Source organism: Corynebacterium axilliensis (assembly GCF_046097495.1).
GTDB lineage: Bacteria > Actinomycetota > Actinomycetes > Mycobacteriales > Mycobacteriaceae > Corynebacterium.
On the sequence record NZ_CP175768.1, the window covers coordinates 337,845 to 354,377 of the forward strand.

Genomic DNA, 16,533 nt, shown 5'->3' on the forward strand with positions numbered 1-16,533 from the left:
TATGATTGTTGCCTTTTCCGTAGCCCCCAGTGTGGTGGGCGATGACAGTGCCGAGATGTCTGATGCCGTGGCGGAGGCCGTGCGTGTGGTGCGGGCTTCGGGTTTGCCCAATGAAACGAATGCCATGTTTACCCTCCTTGAGGGGAAGTGGGACGAGGTCTTCGCCGTCATCAAGGAGGCCACCGACGCCGTCCGGGCCGTCTCGCCGCGCACCAGCCTGGTGATTAAGGCCGATATTCGGGAGGGCGTGACGGGCCAGATCACGCAGAAAGTAGAATCCGTCAACCGTTACCTGGAGGAGAACAAGTGACCGGACCATACGTAGGCGGCGCCCTTGACTTGGGCGCCATCAAGCAGCAGGCAGAGGCCAAGGCCGCCGCACAGGAGCAGGGGAGTTCCGGGGCCGCCGCGCCGGCAGGGGTACAGCCCTTCTTCGAGGTCACCGCGGAGAACTTTGAGAATGACCTGGTGCGCCGCTCAGCGGAGGTTCCGGTCATCGCCCTGATCGGTTCGCCGCGCTCGCCCGCCTCAGAGCAGCTCAAGAAGGACTTTGAGGAGATGGCGGCCGGGGGTGGCCTGAAGTTCATCGTGGGCTACATTGACGCCGACGCCGTGCCGCAGGTGGCGCAGGTCTTCGGCGTGCAGAATCTGCCAACCACTGTGGCGATTGCCGCGGGTCAGCCGGTTACCAACTTTGAGGGTGGTCAGCCGCGGGAGAACCTGGAGCAGTGGGTGGCGGCGATCGTCGACAAGCTCGGCCCGCAGCTGCGCGGCCTGCAGGGCGCCGGCGCGGCTCCGGAGCAGCAGGAGGACGAGCCAGATCCGCGCCTGCATGTGGCGGAGGATGCGCTCAACGCCGGTGACTTCGACGCCGCGATTGCCGCCTATGATGAGGTGCTCGCTGCCGAGCCCGACAACGCGGAGATCAAGCAGGCCCGCGCCACCACCGTTGTGCTCAAGCGCCTGAAGTCCACCTCCGGTGAGGGTGACCCGATTGCGGAGGCGGAGGCGCACCCGGAGGACGTGGACAAGCAGCTGGCGGCCGCGGATGCCTTCGTCGTCGCCGGCGTGCCGGAACGCTCCTTTGCCTTGCTTATCGACGCTATGAAACGCACCGCCGGCGAGGACAAGGCCCGCCTCAAGGACCGCCTGCTCGAGCTCTTCGCTCTCTTCGAGGCCGGCGACCCCCGCGTGCTTGCCGCGCGCACGCAGCTGGCCAGCGCCCTGTATTAGCTCCCCTGCGCGAGGGACCGTGAGTGAAAAGGACCTCACCAAACCAGCCCGTATGTGAGCTGTGTCATGCTAGATTCTTTTTAGTGTTATAAAGCCCGGACGACGCCGCGAAGATCTACAACCAGGCGCAGGAACTGCTGTTGCGGGACCTGCCCGCCATCCCGCTGTTCTACCCCAATGTGGTCGGCGGCTGGTCGGAGAACGTCAGCAACGTGACATTCAACTGGAAGTCCCTGCCGGTGTATTACGAGATTGAAAAGTCGGTCAAGTAACTATCAACTAGAGTACGGAGGCATGACTTCCGTACTTTTTCTTTGCAATACCAACCGCGGCAAATCCCAGATGGCGGCCGCGCTGGCTAAAAAGCATGCTCCGGACTGGGAAATTCACTCCGCTGGTGTGAAGACCACTGAGCAGCACCGTGAGCAGGGCGTGAACGCCGAGGCACAAGCGTCGCTGGCCAAGGTCGGTGCTGACATGTCGGGAACGCCTACGCTTATTGACGCCACCCTCGCCGCTGACGTCGACCACGTCATCGTCGTCGGAGATGCCCACTACGAGGGTGAGGCCGAACGCTGGGACATTGAAGATCCCTCGCTGCGCGGCATAGAGGGTGAGGAGCGCATGGACGCACTGCGTGATGACATCGATGCCCGCGTGCGCGCTTTCATCGACTCCCATTCCTAAGACTGCAACAACCGCCCGAACTGAGCAGGATAGTCTCTCAGTTCGGGCGGTTGCTGTGTGCCTGAGCCGCGAGCCTTAGCCGCGGAAGGAGTACCACTGCACCGAGTTAGCCGGCAGGTGCAGGTGCAGGTGATTGCCCTCCGAGCGCACGCGATGGGCAAGGTCGTTGCCAGCACCCTGGTACACGGCGTCATCGGTGTTGATGACCAGCTCCCAGTTACCGTTGCGCGGCACCCACAGGTCATAGTTCGGCACGGAGCTGCCGGAGAAGTTGCACACCGCCAACAAGGCGGAGCCGTCGGTGCCGTAGCGCACGTAGCCCAACATGTTGTTGTTGGCATCATCCGCCTTGACCCACTGGAAGCCGTCCTGACTGAAGTCCTGCGACCACAGGGCCGGGTTATCCTTGTACACGGCGTTGAGGTCGCGCACGAGGCGCTTGATGCCGTGGTGCCACTCGCTGCCCCAGCCTTCCAAGTTGGACCAATCCACGGAGTTGCCCTCAGCCCACTCGGTGGTCTGGCCGAATTCTTGGCCCATGAACATGAGCTGCTTGCCTGGGTGGGAGAACATGTAGCCGTAGAGGGCGCGCAGGCCTGCGGCCTTATTCCAGTCGTCCCCAGGCATACGCTTCCACAGTGAGCCCTTGCCGTGGACGACCTCGTCGTGGCTAAACGGCAGCACGTAGCGCTCGGAGTAGGCGTAAACCATGGAAAAGGTCAGTTCGCCATGGTGGTAGCGGCGGTGGATGGGCTCGTGTTTGAAGTACTCCAGGGTGTCATTCATCCAGCCCATGTTCCACTTCAAGTTGAAGCCCAGGCCACCCTCGCTGGTCGGGGCGGTAACACCCGGCCAGGAGGTGGATTCCTCCGCAATCGTCAGCACGCCCGGGTTGGTGCGGTTGAGCGTGGCGTTGGTTTCCTGCAGGAATTGGACGGCCTCGAGGTTCTCACGTCCACCGTAGATGTTGGGTAGCCACTCGTCGCGGGAGTAGTCGAGGTAGAGCATGGAGGCTACGGCATCAACGCGCAGGCCGTCGATGTGGAACTCCTCCGCCCAGTAGAGGGCGTTGGCTACGAGGAAGTTGCGGACCTCGTTGCGGCCGAAGTCGAAGACGTACGTGCCCCAGTCAGCCTGCTCGCCGCGGCGCGGGTCCGGGTGCTCGTAGAGGGCCTGGCCGTCGAAGCGTCCGAGGGCCCACTCGTCTTTGGGGAAGTGGGCGGGAACCCAGTCGATGAAGACGCCGATGCCGGCGTTATGCAATTCGTCGATAAGCGCGCGCAGCTCGTCCGGGGAACCCCAGCGGGCAGATGGAGCATAGTAGCCGGAGACCTGGTAGCCCCAGGAGCCGCCGAACGGGTGCTCCGCTACCGGGAGAAGCTCCACATGGGTGTAGCCGTGCTCCTGGAGGTAGGGGATGAGCTCCTGGCGCAGGGAGTTGTAGTTGGCGCCGATCTTCCACGAGCCCACGTGCAGCTCGTAGATGCTCATCGGCACATCCAGGTCATCCGTGCGCGCGGACATCCACTCCGCGTCGCTCCACGCGAAGGTGGTGCTGGAGACCACGGAGGCGGTTTCGGGCGGCGCGATGGTGCGCTTAGCCAGCGGATCCGCCTTGTCCACGCGCGGGGAATTCTTACCGTGGACGGCAAACTTGTAGCGCTCGCCCTCACCCACGCCGGGGATAAACACTTCCCACACACCGGTGGAGCCCAGGGCGCGCATGGGGAACTGCGTGGGGTTCCAGCCGCAGAAATCTCCTACCACGGCCACACCTTCGGCGTTCGGCGCCCACACGGCGAAAGCGGTGCCGGTGACCTCACCCATGTCCGTGGTGTAGGACTTCAGGTTGGCGCCCAGCACCTCCCAGAGGCGCTCGTGGCGGCCCTCACCAATCAGGTGCAGGTCCAGCGTGCCCAAGGTGGGCAGGAAGTGGTAGCCGTCGGCGACCTCGACAGCAGGCTGGCCCGGGTACGTGATCCGCAGGCGGTAGTCTTCCTCAACCGCCAGCGGTGCCTCCCACAGGTCGTTGCCCGCAGGAGTCATGGTGATGGTGTCAGTTGCGGTGACCAGCTCTACAGCTTCGGCCCCGGGGCGGCGGGTAAGGACGGTGCCTGCGTGCCACCCGTAGAAATCGTGCGGCGCGTGGTGGCGGCAAATATTGAGGCGTTCAAGGTCGGATGCCGGGATGTTCATACCGACCAAATTACCTAATCACGCGCGTGCGCGCGGGGCCTAAGCCAAATTAAGCGCGGTAGTCCTCCACCCGCCGCCAGGCCAGGCGTTCCTGCAGCTCGTGGGCGGCCGGCGGGAGGATGAAGACGTGGGCCACGTCGCGCAGCGGCTCCAAGCGCACAAAGTTGTGGTCCGACCACTCGTAGGCCGCGCCGCTGATCGCATCCTGCACGGTAAACGTATCGCCCGGGTGGCGGCCCACTGCCGGGAGATCGAGGTGCACCGTGGCTTCCTGCGCGTTGCGTGGGTCCAGGTTGACCACCACGAGCACCACGTTGCCCGTGGCCGCATCCGCCTTGGAGTAGGCCATGATGGCGTCGTTATCCGTGTGGTGGAAGCGCAGCGAGCGCAGCTGCTGCAGAGCCGGGTTCTCCCGGCGGATCAGGTTGAGCAGGCGCAGGTAGGACTCCAGGGAATCGCCCGACTTCACCGCCGCCTGGAAGTCGCGCGGGCGCAGCTGGTACTTCTCCGAATCGAGGTACTCCTCGCTGCCAGGCTTGACGGCCTGGTGCTCGTAGAGCTCGAAGCCGGAATACACGCCCCACAGCGGGGACAGGGTGGCGGCCAGGGTGGCGCGGATGGCAAACATGGCGCGCCCGCCGGTCTGCAGGGACTCGTGCAGGATATCCGGGGTGTTGACAAAGAGGTTGGGGCGGCAAATGTCCGCCTGGTCTACGTGCATCTGCGCAAACTTGGTCAGATCGTACTTCGAGGTCTGCCAGGTGAAGTAGGTATAGGACTGGGTAAAGCCCGCCTTGGCCAGGCCGAACAGGCGCGGGGCGCGGGTAAAGGCCTCGGAGAGGAAGATGACCTCCGGGTGGGTGACGTGGACCTTGGAGATCAGCCAGTTCCAGAAGTTGGCCGGCTTGGTGTGCGGGTTATCCACGCGGAAGGTCCTCACGCCGGCGTCCACCCAAATCATGACGATGCGGTAGATCTCCTGGTAGATGGCGTCCGGATCGTTGTCGAAGTTCAGTGGGTAGATGTCCTGGTACTTCTTCGGCGGGTTCTCCGCGTAGGCAATGGTGCCATCCGCCAGCACGGTGAAGAACTCCGGGTTGGTCTCCGCCCACGGGTGGTCCGGGGAGGCCTGCAGGGCCAAGTCGATGGCGACCTCGAGGCCCAGCTCCTCGGCGTGGGCGACCAGCTCTTTGAAGTCCTCCATGGTGCCCAGCTCCGGGTGCGTCGTGGAGTGGTCCTGGATGGCCCACGGCGAGCCGACATCGCCCGGCTCCGCAACCACGGAGTTGTTCTTGCCCTTACGGTGCACCTCACCAATGGGGTGGATGGGCGGGAAGTAGACGGTATCAAACCCCATGCTGGCCACTCGCTCCAGTTCGGCGGCGGTGGTCTGAAAAGTGCCGTGCACCGGGTTTCCCTCGGCGTCCCAGCCGCCGGTGGAGCGCGGGAAGAGCTCGTACCAGGAGCTAAACAGGGCCTCGCGGCGCTCTACCAACACCTCGTGAATATCTCCCTCCACCAACAGGTGGCGCAGCGGGTGGCGGCGGAGGGTGTCCCAGGTATCGTCGCCCAGCGCGGTGCGCACGCGCTGATCGACGTCCACAGTCTCGTCCCGCAGCTCCTTCGACGCCTGGAAGAGCTTTTCGGCCTTCTCGCTGGGAGACTGGATGGCCGCTTCCTCGAAGAGCTCCGCGCCGTGGAGGAGATCGTTATTGAGCTCGTGGACCGACTGGCCGGCCTCCATCTTCTTGGTCACCGCGTTGCGCCAGGTAGACATGGGATCCGACCATGCATCGACCCGGAAAAACCAACGGCCGGGAGTCGCCGGAGTAAACACGCCGTGGACGCGGTCCTGGTCCTCCGGATCCACCGTCATGGTGTACGCGGAGGTGGAGGGGGATTCGGTGTTCCACACCGACAGGGTGGCGGCAACGGCATCGTGGCCCTCGCGCCACACCAGAGCAGTTACCGGGACAACCTCACCGACCACAGCTTTGGAGGCGACGCCTCCGTGGAGGCAAGGGCGGACATCGTCTATACCAAGGCGTTGAGTCATGCCCATAGAATAATGCAGCTGTGTCACTTTCACCGGGGAAGGAAGAATTCGGCCACAATAGGAGACATGGATCCTGTGAACCCCGCGACTTCTGCTGTGAACAACCCCGTGCCCTCCCCAGAGAGCGAGACCGACGAGGACTGGCTCATTGACTTCCGCGGAGTGGAACTGCGCCGCGGCGGGCGCACCCTCGTCGGCCCCGTTGACTGGCAGGTAGAACTCGACGAGCGCTGGGTCATCATCGGCCCCAACGGCGCCGGGAAGACCTCGCTGGTGCGCATGGCCGCCGCCGAGGAGTTCCCCTCCGCCGGACGCGCCTTCATCATGGGTGAGCGGATTGGCAAGACGGACATGCGCGACCTGCGCGCGGCCATCGGCATCTCCTCGGCCGCCGTGCAGCACCGCATCCCGGACAGCGAGCGCGTGGACGACCTGGTGATCTCCGCCGGCTACGCCGTGCTGGGCCGCTGGCGCGAGGACTACCAGGACATGGACTTCTCCCGCGCCGGGGAGATCCTGGCCCAGGTCGGGGCGTCCCACCTGGCAGACCGCACGTGGGGCACCCTGTCGGAGGGGGAGAAGAAGCGCGTCGTGCTGGCCCGCGCACTCATGTCCAACCCGGAGCTGCTCATCTTGGATGAGCCGTCTGCCGGCATGGACCTCGGCGGCCGCGAGGACCTCGTGGGCTACCTGGGGGACCTAGCACTCGACCCGGACGCCCCCGCCATCGTGATGATTACCCACCACGTGGAGGAGATCCCCTACGGATTTACGCATGCCATGCTCCTGGATGAGGGTAAGGTCGTGGCCAAAGGCCTCATCAATTCGGTGCTCACGTCGGCGAATCTCTCCGCTGCCTTCCACCAGCCCATCCAGGTGGACCGGATTGGGGAGCGCTACTTCGCCCGCCGCATCCGCTAGAGCGTTCCTGGAAAGCTGAATGAGCAACCCCATCCACGACAGTCTCGACGCCATCGATCCCAGCGAGACCACCGGCTTTAATGGTGCGCGCCTCGCCGCCACGGTGCTTCTGCTGCGCGATGGCGACGACGGGCTGGAGGTGTGGGTCCAAGAGCGGGTGCCAACCATGCGCAACTACCCCGGGCACGTGGTCTTCCCCGGCGGCGGGGTAGATCCGCGTGACTTCCCTCCACGTATGTGGCACTCCGGCGACCTGTGGGCAGGCCGCTCCGTCATCTCCCTGGCCCGGCGCATGGGCGTGACCAAGTACAAGGCCCACGCCCTGGTCTTCGCCGCTGCCCGCGAGCTCTTCGAGGAAGCCGGTACGCTCCTGGCCATCCGGGAGGACGGCATCGTCTCCGACGCCTCCCGCTACCACCGCGAGCGGGGATTGCTCGAAACCCATGCCATTTCCTTCACCGAGTTCCTCTTCCACAACGGCATGCGGCTCGACGCCGACATGCTCCAACCGTGGTCCCGCTGGGCAGGCGAATTCAAGGGCCACTGGTTCGACACCTTCTTCTTCATCGGCGTGCTCCCGGACGGCCAAGACCCCGACGGCGACACCGGGGAAGCTGACGACGCCGGCTGGTTCCGCCCGCAACTGGTACTCGATGGGTGGCGCGCCGGGCTGGTGCGCCTGGCCATCCCCACCTGGGCGCAGCTCAAGCGCCTAGCCTCCTACGCCAGCGTCCAGGACGTTGTGCAGGACGCGTCCTTTTCGGACCTGCGTCCCATCATCGGGGACCCCATGGATGACGAGCGCTACCGCGAGTACTTCACCACCAGCCCCGTCAACCGCATCTAAACTGCTTTTCCATCATGAGCTATACCCCAGACGACGTCGAGTTCCTCGCCACCCATGCCGCCGACATCACCGCCGCGGCCGCCACGCTGGAGCTCACTAAGAAGTCACAGCTGCGGGATGCCGCCACGCTGAAGGACAGGTTCGGCGAGCACGGACGCGCCGTCTCCGAACTGCTCCACGCCCGCCGTTCCGGAAAGCTGCCTGAAGACTGGCTCATGGACCACGACTCCGCCCAACAGGCCACCCCGCCCGCCGTGGCGGACTACCGCGCGCGTTTTCTGCGCGAGCAGGGTGTGCGGTTGGTCCACGATCTCACCTGTTCCATCGGCACCGAGGGGCAGGCCTTTAAGTCGGGGGAGTACGTGGGAAGCGACCTCGACGCCTCCCGCGTGGCCATGGCGCGCCACAACATCGAGCACCCAGTCTTCCGCGCCGACGCGCTCACTACGACGACGAGCGCACAGGTCTGCATCGCCGACCCCGCCCGCCGCGCCGGGGGCAACCGCATCTCCAAGCTGGACCAGCTGCTGCCGCCGTTGCCGGCGCTTATCGCCGCCCACCCGACGCTCGCCATTAAATGTGCGCCCGGCATCGACCACTCGGAGTGGGAGGGTCTGGCCTGTGTAGTCAGCGTGGACGGTGGCGTGAAGGAGACCTGCCTCTACACCCCAGATCTCAGCGCCGGGATGGACAAGCGCGCCGTGGTCATCCGCCACGGGCACACCGACGTCATCGATTCCGATGTGCCTGAGGGCGAACTGCCGGAGGCCGGGCCTGTGGGGCGCTTCGTCATCGACCCGGACGGCGCCATCGTGCGCGCGGGACTGGTGCGCCACTATGCCGCCCGGGAGGGGCTCCACCAGCTGGATCCGCGGATTGCCTACCTCACCGGCGCGCGTCTGCCGGCAGGGACGTCCGGATTTGAATTCATCGAGGAAGTGCCGATGCGCAAGCTCAAGACGGCGATGGCGGCGCACGACGTCGGGGCGCTGGAAATCCTGGTGCGCGGCCAAGACGTGGACCCTGACCAGCTGCGCAAGAAGCTCAAATTGAAGGGGTCGACGGCTAAGACGCTCGTGATTACCCGCATTGGGAGCCAGGGGGTCGCCCTTCTGTGTGGACCGCGAGTAGTATCGTCCGAAGGTAATTACGCACCCTAATTGTTCTTAAAAATAGTGGAAGGGGAAGTGCCCACATGCCAACTATCGTGGCTCTGGTTAAGCACGTACCGGATACGTGGTCAACGAAGACTCTGGAGGCGGACCACACCTTGGACCGCACCTCGGTGGACAACGTCATCGACGAGGTCAATGAGTACTCCGTCGAGCAGGCCCTGCGTCTGCGCGACGACAACGCCGACGCCGGCTACGAGGTCGTAGCACTCACCATGGGCCCGGCGGCTGCCGACGAAGCCCTGCGCAAGGCCCTGGCCATGGGCGCGGATCACGCAGTCCACGTGGTCGACGACTCTCTGTCCGGCGCCGATGCCCTGGCCACCGCCTGGGTCCTCAACGCCGCCATCAACCAGGTAGGCGAGAAGTTCGGTGAGGTTCAGGTCATCACCCTGGGCAACAACTCCTCCGATGCCTCCACCGGCCTCGTCGCCGGCCTGCTTGCCGAATACCGCCAGCTGCCCGCCCTGACCGAGCTCAAGGCCGCCTCCCTGGCGGGTGCCACCGCCACCGGCACCCGCGAGGATGCTCACGGCCACTGGGAGCTTGAGGCCAACCTGCCGGCCATCTTGTCCTTTACCGACAAGGCCGACAAGCCGCGCTTCCCCAACTTCAAGGGGCTGATGGCCGCCAAGAAGGCCGAGGTGACCACGCTCGCCGTGGCAGACCTGGGCATCGACGGCGTGCCGTCCACCACCACGGTGACCGCCTCCGCGCAGCGCCCGGCCCGCACCGCCGGTGAAGTCATCATCGAACAAGATCCGGCCGTCGCCGCCGCGAAGATCGTCGACTTCCTGGCCGCCAAGAATCTCATCGAGGGTTAAAGGAGAAAAGTTCATGTCTCACGTTTATGTCCTAGTTGAGCACGAAGCAGAGCAGCTCAGCCCCGTAACCGGCGAGCTCATCACCGCCGCCCGCGCACTCGGCACCGTCTCCGCTGTCGTCGTAGCCAAGGATGCCGCTACCGCCGCATCCTTCGACGCCGAGCTGGGCGCCCTGGGCGCGGCCCAGGTGGTGCAGGCCACCGCCGCGGACTACGACCAGCGCATCGTTACCCCGGAGGTGGACGCGCTCCACGCCTTGGCTGCCAACAACCCGGCGCCCATCGTGCTGGCTTCCACCCCGACGAACAACGAAATCGCCGGCCGCCTCGCCGCCCGCTTGGGCTCGGGTGCTTTGGTCAACGTCGACGGCATCAACGCCGACGGCACCGCGCACCACACCATCTTCGGTGGCTCCTACGAGACCTCCGCCACCGCCACCGGTTCCGTGGTCTACACGCTGCGCCCGGGTTCCGTCACCGCGGACCCACAGCCGGTGACTGCAGCGCCCGCTCCCTTTGAGCTGCCGGCTGCCACCTCGAAGGACGTCACCGTCACCTCCTTCACCCCGGCGGAGAAGACCGCACGCCCGGAGCTGACCTCTGCCAAGGTCGTCGTCGCCGGCGGCCGCGGCGTGGGCGACAAGTTCGCCGACGTGGTGGAGCCGGTGGCTGACGCCCTCGGGGGCGCCGTCGGTGCCACCCGTGACGCCGTGGACGAGGGCTTCTACGACCCCGCCCACCAGATCGGCCAGACGGGTGTCACGGTCTCCCCGAAGCTCTACATCGGCCTCGGCATTTCCGGCGCCATCCAGCACACCTCCGGCATGCAGACCTCGGAGACCATCGTGGTGGTCAACCAGGACCAGGACGAGCCCTTCTTCCAGATCGCCGACTTGGGCGTGGTGGGCGACCTTCACGAGATTGCCCCGGCCTTGGCTAAAGAACTGGAAAACCGCAAGGAGGCAGGCAACTAATGCCGCTCTACCTCGATTACGCAGCCACCCAGCCCATGCGCCAAAGCGCCATCGACGCATGGACCACGGCAGCTAGCTCCCTCAACCCGGGCGCGTCCTACGCCTCGGGGCGCAAGGCGCGCTCTGTGCTTGACGACGCCCGCGAGACCGTCGCCGAGCTGCTGGGCTGCGAACCCATCGAGGTCATCTTCACCTCCTCTGGCACGGAGGCGGACAACATTGCCATCCAGGGGCTGTACCGCGCTGCGCAAAGCGCAGCACCGGAGGTGGAGACGCGCATCATCTCGACTCCCATCGAGCACCCCGCCGTGCTCGAAACCGTGGAGAAGCTCCACGCTGAGCACGGGGCCAGCGTGGACCTGCTCCCAGTTGATTCCACGGGGCACGTCAGTGACCTTAGCGCCCTAGATACCCCGGCCGCGGTGGCCACCTGCATGTGGGCCAACAACGAGACCGGCGCTATCCAGCCGGTGGCCGACATTGCGCAGCGCGCCGCCGCGCAGAACACCCCAGTGCACATCGATGCCGTGCAGGTCGCCGGGAAGCTGCCCATCAACTTCCACGAGCTGGGAGCCACCACACTCGCGGCCAGCGCCCACAAGTTCGGCGGTCCCCGCGGCATCGGCCTGCTCCTCGCTCGCCGTACCCCAGCGCCGCTGCCACTAGCCTTCGGCGGTGGCCAAGAGCGCGGCATCCGCCCTGGCACTGTCGATGTGGCGAGCGCAAGCGCACTCGCTGCAGCCCTGCGCGAATCTGTCGAGGAGATGGAAGAGGAGAGCGCACGTCTGAGCGCTCTGCGCGACAAGCTCAAGGCAGGCATCGAGTCCAGCATCGACAACGTCATCGTTAACTCCGCCGAGCCCACCCTGGCCTCCCACCTGCACGTGTCCTTCCCCGGCACGGACGGCGACAGCCTCATCATGCTGCTCGACGCCGCCGGGATCGAAGCCTCCGCCGGCTCCGCCTGCCACGCGGGTGTTAACCGCATGTCCCACGTGCTCGAAGCCATGGGCATTGATGAGGAACACGGCCGCGGCAGCCTGCGTTTTACCCTGGGTCGCCTCACGACGGAGGAGGACATCGACGCCGTGCTGGCCGAGCTTCCGGAGATCATTCGCCGCGCCCGTTCGGTCTAATTTATCCACAGCATTTTTCGCCGTCCGGCGTGTTATCGAAATTGTGGTGTACTCTTGGCGAGCATGTTCCATTTTGTTAGCGAGCTCACACTAGGCTAGAGCTGTTATGTCCATAGGGTTTTTGGACATGGAGTCCGGTGTCTTCTTGGACACGGAATCCATGGAGTTCTTGGACACTTCTAGCGGTTTATGGTTATGGCCTGCGTTTCGGCCGGGGTTTGGATAGTTTCGGGTTCATCCGCGGTGGTTGGCGATGTTTCATTCCTTCAACGAGGTTGATGTTGATCTGGCCACCTGGTGGCCTGTGGCTCAACGTGATTGGCAGCGGCACGCTGAAGAGGAATTCACCGTCATGGGCCGTGTAAAACTCCGCAACGTTATCGGCTGTGACCGTGGAGTAGAGCCTGCGGTTTTTAAACCTCAGACCAATGTAGAGACCGAAGCCGCACACGCGTACAACGCCATCTTTGCTCACGCAGAGCTGGTCTGGGATGCCCCAATGGTTTGTTGAATTTGTCGTCGGCACCGTTAGTGTGGGGGTATCGGTGGAAGGTATGCCCTGCTGAGCTGCCATGTCATCGGTGCTGGCCTCGTGTGAAGTTGCCGCTTCCACGGGGCCGTTTAGCATTTCGGGTACAGCGTGTGGATTGTGAGCCTGGTTGTAGGCGACTACGCGGGCCCAGACCTGCTCAGGATCGAGTGGATGCGTAGGCGACGGTGCCTTGGGGAAGGTATCGAAAGCCTGGCGTGGTGTGATGTGCATTTTGCCGACCAGCAGTGATTGATGCCGTCGTCGCTCGTTGTACACCTGGCGATATTCAGCCAGATAGGCGTTGACCTCAGCAAGGCTAACTGGGTGGCGTGCATCGAGGAACTGGGTCAACGTGCGGTGAGAGCGCTCGTCTTTTCCCTGGGTTGTCGGGGCGAAACCAGCAATAGCAAGAACGCCTTGGCTGGCGAGCCAAGTTTCAGTAGCAGAGAGAAAACCACGGTGATAGGTGGCAAACGCATCGCCATTGTCGGAAAGGATTTCTTGGGGCTTGCCGTAGGCGGCGAACGCTGCGGCCAGCACAGCGCGCGCATCAGTACCGTTTTCTGGCAGAGCGAACGCTGTGGTTCCGACATCGAACCTGCTGGCATCATCGATAACCTGGTAAATCGTGACATGTGTGTGGGCGTGGTCAAAGAGGCGATAGACCAGTCCATCGATCTGCCAGAGTTCACCGACGAGAGCGCGGGCGAAGCGCTTATAGGAGCTGCGTGGCCGTTTGCGGGCGTTGGCATCAACGAATCCCAGCTCATGAAGCCACGAGGCGATTGTAGAACGCGACGGTGTGGAATCTGGACCTACAGTGTCGAACAAGAAGTAGTAGATCGACCAAGGCCCATAATCCAAGCCTTGCTCCATCAACTCCTGCCTGGCGTGGACGACTGCGATTTTGTCGGCCTCGTGGAATTTCTTAATCGGATTCTTCGGGGCAGTCGAATCCGGCACAATGCCTGCCCGACCCTTCTGCGCTATCCGGCTTTTGATGTTGTGGTACGTCTGCCGCGAGATTCCCAATTCTTTGCAAAACTGTGTGACCGTCTTGCCGTCACGAACGGGATCGAAATCTGCGACCTTTCTACGCTTATGCAATGGAATAGCCATCCGGCTATTCCACCGCCGCAAACGTCCAAAAAGCCACTAGACATCCCGTCCAAAAACATCCTGGACTCCGTGTCCAAAATGTCGCTAGACATCACAACACTAGGCTAGAGCATGCACCAGTTGAGCACGAGCTTAGTCGCCGTGGGTGTTTATATCACGGTTATTATGGCCGCCGTCGTGGCGTTTCTGGCAGCGACGTTGTACTCGACGGTCGACGGTCACCTAGGCGGATATGGCGTAGAAGTCGAATCCGATAATCGCACTACAGCACGTGAAGACTTCTTCTCCGACTTGGGCACCTTTGCCCGAGACAATGGTTTTGAGGTTGCTATTAGCTATTCCTCTCTGGCTGTATCCGGTGGCGAGTACCGGGTTTATTCTTCTGCACTTCCGCCGAATAGTGAAAGGCTGGAGCGCCCCCGTTTTGAGCGCGGAGAAGCCGACGTTGTTTATCCGCTCGAAGACTTTCCACACCCTGATCCACGCCAGATCATCTTTATCAAGGGCTCTGCTGCGGATGAAGAAGCGCTGATGCAGTGGCTGGAATCCCAGGATGTTGGCGCAGTTCCGCTCCACAATCGGATGGTTCAGATCTTTGCCTCATCAACAATCCCCGTGCTGATTGTGGTGGCCATACTGTTGTGCCTAGTCCTTGGCGCGGGTCACGCACTGTCACGCGCTCGGGAGATCGGTGTCCACCGCCTGCTGGGGCTAAGCCTCCTGAGAACGCTAGGCATTGAAGCTCAGCGCCAGAAAAACGTTCTTTTAAGAGCACTTCTCGGTGGCCCGCTAGTCGTCGCTGGGCTGCTCTACGCTTATAACGGTTGGGCAATGGCTGGAGTCTTTTGGGTCATTTTTTGCCTCGTCGGCATAACTTTGTTCATCGTCTTGCTCTTTGGGTATCTCGGTGGACAATTTCTTGTTCGCATCTCCTCAATTCCCCAATCCATTAAGGGAAAGATTCATGCGAGGCCAATCCTTTACTCGTTGTTCGTGGTCCGTTGTATCGCCCTCATCGTGGCTTTGACCGCGGTTGCGACGTTGGTGGGATTCGCCGCGGAACTTGATGAGCGCCACCGTCTCCAGGAGGCTTGGGATCACCATCGTGGGCCGCAGGAGTTCGCGTTGAATACGAACACTGCTTTCGAACAATGGGCGAGTTCTGAAACTGCGGCACCATTCCGAGCCGCCGACAAGTCAGGAAAGCTCTTACTCGTAGACCCTTTTTGGATAACGTGGCCCGTTGAATTAGAAGCTCCAGTTCTGCTGGTGAACCAGGAATACGCGCGACAGGCCGGAGTATCCGGGCTGAACGGCACAAACGTCACGGTCTGCTCGCCGGAGGATTTGTCGCAGACTTCCAAGGAAACAATCAAGGACACACTGGAGTTTGAGGCTAGCTACACCGAAGAATCCGCCCCCGCTATCGAGTGGCGTGCTCCGTGCAGTGTAGGAACAGCTTTCACCTATGATGTGGAGCTTCGCCCGCTAGTCGATGACCCGATTCTGGTCATCCTCCCGCCTGGTTTAGCGCCGTTGGGGGACCACAATCTGATGTCCAAGGTTTCCCAACATGTCCTCCTATCGTCGTCCGCTGACGTCCCAGCTCAACTTCTCGGGGGAAGTGCGGGCAACGCGCTATCGTTTTCCAGACCGCGCGCGGACTCCTGGCAGGCTAGTGTTCGTGAGGCTGGGCAGAACGTGGTCTTGTGGGGCTTAAATACCCTGGTGGCAGCACTGCTGGTGACAGTCTTGGTTGGTGCCACCGTGATGACATTTCGAGTAGCGTATCGGCGAAAGATTCACGTGGCATATATCTGTGGTCGAAGCCCCTGGTGGGTATCGAAGCAGGTGGTTGCCATGGAGTTGGCCTTTTTCGTGGCAACGATCGGCTGGCTGTTATCCAAGCTCCGCGAGCACAGCCACCAAGCTGAACTGCGCGTGCCATCGACATGGAATCTCGGATTTGAGAATCAATGGACTCCAGTGACTATCGCTGCGGTTGTCGGTTTCGGTGCAGTATGGCTGGCAACCTCCGTGCTGTTGACGCTGCGGGCAGCATCGCGCTGGGATGCACGGGAAGGAACACAACCACAATGACCACAAAGACCGCAATGACACTGAACGTAAGAAACGTATCGTGTGCTTTTAAATATCGCACGATTATCCATGACCTCACTGCGCACTTTACGGCGGGGCAGCTGACTGCGCTGACAGGTGCCTCGGGTAGCGGTAAGACGACTCTTCTCAACATGCTGGGTGGACTTATTGTCCCGGACACAGGGAGCATTGAGTTTGACGGGCATAACCTCGCGACGATGAGTTCGCGTGCACGCCGTAAGTTTCGCCGGGCAAATGTCGGTTATCTGTTTCAGGACTATGGTTTGGTCTCCGACCTGACGGTGGAGGAGAATATCAAGATTGCTGTTCCGCGTGTTTCCAGCGAAGCTTTAGCCGCAGTATTGGCAGACGTTGGGCTTGGTGGATCGGAAAAGCGGACAGTAAGTGAGCTATCCGGCGGTGAGCAACAACGCATTGCATTGGCCAGACTCATCCTTTCCGAGCCGAATATCGTCTTAGCCGACGAACCCACGGGCGCTCTCGATGAGGAGAACTCGCACCTCGTCCTTAATAAACTGCGTCAGTTCGCACGAAATGGTGCCGTGGTCGTCGTGGCCACTCACTCCGCATACATTGCCGATAATGCAGACGCGGTGGTCAAGCTCTGATGTAGCGGACAATGTTGCAGTCACGAACTGCTTCGGTGTTGTGCTACGGTGGCTATTGGACGTCAGGCGCCGTAGTGTATCTCTAAGTTTTCTCAGGTCCTTGCACAG

Annotated in this window: 15 protein-coding genes; 12 read left to right on the forward strand and 3 right to left on the reverse strand. The window is 62.6% G+C overall.

The annotated features are described in order from the left end of the window. The first annotated feature begins 1 nt into the window (after position 1). From ACKFR8_RS01665 to ACKFR8_RS01680, 4 genes are all read left to right on the forward strand, one after another. Entirely contained in the window at positions 2-310 is a 309-nt protein-coding gene (locus tag ACKFR8_RS01665) for a thiamine-binding protein (protein ID WP_296134116.1), read from the forward strand. Then, positions 307-1,233 carry a tetratricopeptide repeat protein gene (locus ACKFR8_RS01670; protein WP_296134115.1) on the forward strand — a complete coding sequence of 309 codons (927 nt, stop codon included), beginning with the start codon at positions 307-309 and terminating at the stop codon, positions 1,231-1,233. Before ACKFR8_RS01665 ends, ACKFR8_RS01670 begins: the two co-directional genes overlap by 4 nt. 140 nt (positions 1,234-1,373) lie before the next feature. Next, the gene (locus ACKFR8_RS01675) at positions 1,374-1,505 is read left to right on the forward strand and encodes a hypothetical protein (protein WP_408930425.1); all 132 of its coding nucleotides are present in this window, start codon (positions 1,374-1,376) and stop codon (positions 1,503-1,505) included. A gap of 22 nt (positions 1,506-1,527) precedes the next feature. Continuing rightward, complete coding sequence (locus ACKFR8_RS01680; protein ID WP_408930426.1) at positions 1,528-1,920, forward strand: arsenate reductase/protein-tyrosine-phosphatase family protein; 393 nt, start codon at positions 1,528-1,530, stop codon at positions 1,918-1,920. A gap of 75 nt (positions 1,921-1,995) precedes the next feature. On the opposite strand, the gene glgB is transcribed toward ACKFR8_RS01680, so the two are convergent. Next, on the reverse strand, positions 1,996-4,116 hold the full coding sequence (glgB, locus tag ACKFR8_RS01685; RefSeq protein WP_408930427.1) for a 1,4-alpha-glucan branching protein GlgB: 2,121 nt from the start codon (positions 4,114-4,116) through the stop codon (positions 1,996-1,998). Positions 4,117-4,165: 49 nt separating this feature from the next. Further along, positions 4,166-6,172, reverse strand: a complete 2,007-nt coding sequence (locus ACKFR8_RS01690; protein ID WP_408930428.1) for a maltotransferase domain-containing protein — start codon at positions 6,170-6,172, stop codon at positions 4,166-4,168. 66 nt (positions 6,173-6,238) lie between these two features. Between ACKFR8_RS01690 and ACKFR8_RS01695 the strand changes: the two genes are divergently transcribed. Genes ACKFR8_RS01695 through ACKFR8_RS01720 form a run of 6 tightly spaced genes read left to right on the forward strand, consistent with a single transcriptional unit; the run spans position 6,239 to position 12,045 of the window. Next, a complete protein-coding gene (locus ACKFR8_RS01695) occupies positions 6,239-7,093 on the forward strand; it encodes an ABC transporter ATP-binding protein (RefSeq protein ID WP_296134108.1) in 855 nt (284 codons plus the stop codon). A gap of 19 nt (positions 7,094-7,112) precedes the next feature. Continuing rightward, entirely contained in the window at positions 7,113-7,940 is an 828-nt protein-coding gene (locus ACKFR8_RS01700; RefSeq protein WP_408930429.1) for an NUDIX hydrolase, read from the forward strand. 14 nt (positions 7,941-7,954) lie between these two features. Beyond that, a complete protein-coding gene (locus ACKFR8_RS01705) occupies positions 7,955-9,100 on the forward strand; it encodes a THUMP-like domain-containing protein (protein WP_296134104.1) in 1,146 nt (381 codons plus the stop codon). A gap of 35 nt (positions 9,101-9,135) precedes the next feature. Beyond that, positions 9,136-9,936: an electron transfer flavoprotein subunit beta/FixA family protein gene (locus ACKFR8_RS01710; protein ID WP_296134103.1), complete on the forward strand. Its 801-nt coding sequence runs from the start codon at positions 9,136-9,138 to the stop codon at positions 9,934-9,936. A 13-nt stretch (positions 9,937-9,949) separates the two neighbouring features. Next, positions 9,950-10,909: an electron transfer flavoprotein subunit alpha/FixB family protein gene (locus ACKFR8_RS01715; RefSeq protein ID WP_296134100.1), complete on the forward strand. Its 960-nt coding sequence runs from the start codon at positions 9,950-9,952 to the stop codon at positions 10,907-10,909. Then, a complete protein-coding gene (locus ACKFR8_RS01720) occupies positions 10,909-12,045 on the forward strand; it encodes a cysteine desulfurase family protein (RefSeq protein WP_408930430.1) in 1,137 nt (378 codons plus the stop codon). Before ACKFR8_RS01715 ends, ACKFR8_RS01720 begins: the two co-directional genes overlap by 1 nt. Before the next feature lie 193 nt (positions 12,046-12,238). Here ACKFR8_RS01720 and ACKFR8_RS01725 read toward each other — a convergent pair whose 3' ends face one another. Further along, the gene (locus tag ACKFR8_RS01725; RefSeq protein WP_408929761.1) at positions 12,239-13,696 is read right to left on the reverse strand and encodes an integrase core domain-containing protein; all 1,458 of its coding nucleotides are present in this window, start codon (positions 13,694-13,696) and stop codon (positions 12,239-12,241) included. A 111-nt stretch (positions 13,697-13,807) separates the two neighbouring features. Here ACKFR8_RS01725 and ACKFR8_RS01730 point away from each other — a divergent pair, with 111 nt between their 5' ends. Both ACKFR8_RS01730 and ACKFR8_RS01735 read left to right on the forward strand, forming a co-directional pair. Further along, positions 13,808-15,796 carry a hypothetical protein gene (locus tag ACKFR8_RS01730; protein ID WP_296134096.1) on the forward strand — a complete coding sequence of 663 codons (1,989 nt, stop codon included), beginning with the start codon at positions 13,808-13,810 and terminating at the stop codon, positions 15,794-15,796. After that, positions 15,793-16,425, forward strand: a complete 633-nt coding sequence (locus ACKFR8_RS01735) for an ABC transporter ATP-binding protein (RefSeq protein ID WP_296134094.1) — start codon at positions 15,793-15,795, stop codon at positions 16,423-16,425. The genes ACKFR8_RS01730 and ACKFR8_RS01735 overlap by 4 nt, the downstream gene beginning before the upstream one ends. Positions 16,426-16,533 lie beyond the last annotated feature (108 nt).